Origin of the sequence: Nocardia sp. NPDC046763 (genome assembly GCF_040645495.1) — a bacterium.
Lineage (GTDB): Bacteria > Actinomycetota > Actinomycetes > Mycobacteriales > Mycobacteriaceae > Nocardia.
Genome location: NZ_JBEYYI010000085.1, coordinates 1 through 2,286, shown reverse-complemented (window position 1 = coordinate 2,286; position 2,286 = coordinate 1). Strand labels below are relative to the sequence as shown.

3 protein-coding genes and 1 pseudogene are annotated in these 2,286 nt (G+C 65.3%); 1 reads left to right on the top strand and 3 read right to left on the bottom strand.

Annotation, left to right across the window (positions count from 1 at the left end):
* From ABZ909_RS43535 to ABZ909_RS43525, 3 genes and pseudogenes are all read right to left on the bottom strand, one after another.
* Positions 1-198, bottom strand: a pseudogene (locus ABZ909_RS43535) (4-hydroxy-2-oxovalerate aldolase); the annotation flags it as partial.
* Between the two features lie 12 nt (positions 199-210).
* Complete coding sequence (locus ABZ909_RS43530) at positions 211-1,119, bottom strand: acetaldehyde dehydrogenase (acetylating) (RefSeq protein ID WP_357012358.1); 909 nt, start codon at positions 1,117-1,119, stop codon at positions 211-213.
* A 58-nt stretch (positions 1,120-1,177) separates the two neighbouring features.
* On the bottom strand, positions 1,178-1,963 hold the full coding sequence (locus ABZ909_RS43525) for a 2-keto-4-pentenoate hydratase (RefSeq protein ID WP_354831291.1): 786 nt from the start codon (positions 1,961-1,963) through the stop codon (positions 1,178-1,180).
* Between the two features lie 143 nt (positions 1,964-2,106).
* Here ABZ909_RS43525 and ABZ909_RS43520 point away from each other — a divergent pair.
* On the top strand, positions 2,107-2,286 hold a 180-nt coding region (locus tag ABZ909_RS43520), incomplete at its 3' end, for an FAD-dependent oxidoreductase (RefSeq protein WP_357012355.1).

Below are 2,286 nucleotides of genomic sequence, written 5' to 3'. Positions count from 1 at the left end.
CGAGGAACCGCCGAGACCGTCACCGTGGGTGACCTCGAGGACCGGCACGCCCGCCGCGTCCAGGGAGGCGACGATGTCGCGCACTTCCTGGACGGTGAACTGGTGGCGCTTGTGGTGCGAGCCGTCACGCAGGCTGGTGTCCGTCACGCGGATGTCGAGATCCGCAGAGAACGGCTTGAGAATATTCGAATTGCTCACTGTCGGAACTCCTTACACCCGAGCCGAGATGATCTGGTCGGCCAGCACGTCACCCACGCGGGTGGCGGCGGCGGTCATGATGTCGAGGTTGCCCGAGTACGGCGGCAGGAAGTCGCCCGCGCCCTCGACCTCGACGAAGATCGAAACCTTCGCCATGCCACCGGAAACCAGCGACGGCTCGTCGAACTGCGGCTCGTTGAGCAGCCGGTAGCCGGGGACGTACTCCTGAATGGACTTCTCCATCCGGTGGATCGACTCGGTGATGGCGTCGCGATCCGCATCCTCGGGGATGGCACAGAAGATGGTGTCGCGCATGATCATCGGCGGCTCGGCCGGGTTCAGGATGATGATCGCCTTGCCGCGCTTGGCGCCACCGATGTTCTCCACACCGGCGGAGGTGGTCTTGGTGAACTCGTCGATGTTCGCGCGGGTGCCCGGACCGGCCGACACCGAGGACACCGACGCCACGATCTCGGCGTACTCCACCGGCACCACACGGGACACCGCGTGCACCATCGGAATGGTCGCCTGGCCACCGCAGGTGATCATGTTGACGTTCATCTCGTCACGCAGCGAGTCCAGGTTGACCGGCGGAATGACGGCGGGGCCGACGGCGGCCGGGGTGAGGTCGACGGCCCGGATGCCGGCCTCGGCGTACTTGGGCGCGTAGGCCCGGTGCACATACGCGGAGGTGGCCTCGAACAGCAGGTCCGGCTTCTCCGGCAGCGCCAGCAGCCAGTCGGCGCCCTCGGCGGAGGTCTCCAGGCCCAGGCCGCGGGCGCGCTTGAGGCCCTCGGACTCCGGGTCGATGCCGATCATCCAGCGCGGCTCGATCTTCTCCGAACGCAGCAGCTTGTACAGCAGATCGGTGCTGATATTGCCGGACCCGACGATCGCGGCGGTGACTTTGCTTGCAGTCACGGCTTTCTCCTACTCGGTGAGGTCAGTGTCTGTGCGACGCGGCCTGATTGGCTCAGGTCTACGCGAAACCCAGGTGGACGGAACCGAGTCCGGCGAACTCGGCGATGAACTCGTCGCCCGGGCGGGCGTCGATGGCGCGGGTGCAGGAGCCGGGCAGCACGATGTCGCCGGCCTTGAGACGCACTCCGAAGGACGCGACCTTGCGTGCCAGCCACGCCACCGCGATGGTCGGGTCACCCAGCACGGCGTCCGAGCGGCCCTCGGCGATGACCTCGCCATTGCGGGTCAGCACGGCGTCGATGTTCTTGATATCCAGCTGGTCCGGCGAGACCCGCTGTTTGCCCAGTACGTATCCGGCGGAGGACGCATTGTCGGCGATGGTGTCGCAGAGCGCGATCTTCCAGTCCTTGATGCGGGTGTCGATGAGCTCGATGGAGGGCGCGTAGGCGACGGTGGCCTTGCGCACGTCCTCCTCGGTGCAGTCTTCGCCGGGCAGATCGGCGCCCAGGATGAAGCCGACCTCGACCTCGACGCGCGGGTACAGGTACTTGGAGGTGTCGACCGGAACGTCCTCGAAGACTTCCATCTCCGCGAGCAGGTGCCCGTAGTCGGGTTCGTCCACACCCATCATCTGCTGCATGGCCTTCGAGGACAGGCCCACCTTGTGGCCCACGACCTTGGCGCCGCCGTCGAAACGCTGCCGCATATTGATGAGCTGGATCTCGTAGGCATCGACCACGTCGATCTCGGGATGCCGCACAGCCAGCGGATCGATCGGAACCCGGGTCCGCTCGGCCGCCGCGAGCTCGTCGGCCAGTTCCTTACGTAGCGCGTCGGTCAGCACGCTGTGTTCCTTCCCTCGGGGGTACCGGCCGGTGGCCATCCAGTAACGAGACTAGAAACTGAAACGAGTTTTTGTGAATAACGTCGCTTCAGCAGTCCCATCTGCCAGACCAACATAGACCAAACCAGGATCGATTCTATAACGTGTTCTACATGACTGATCGGGATTACGACGTGGTGGTGGTCGGCAGCGGTGCCGCCGGTATGTCCGCCGCCCTCACCGCTGCGCACCACGGTCTGCGCACGGTGCTCATCGAAAAGGCCGCTCATTACGGCGGTTCTACCGCGCGATCGGGCGGTGGCGTCTGGATTCCCGGAAACAAG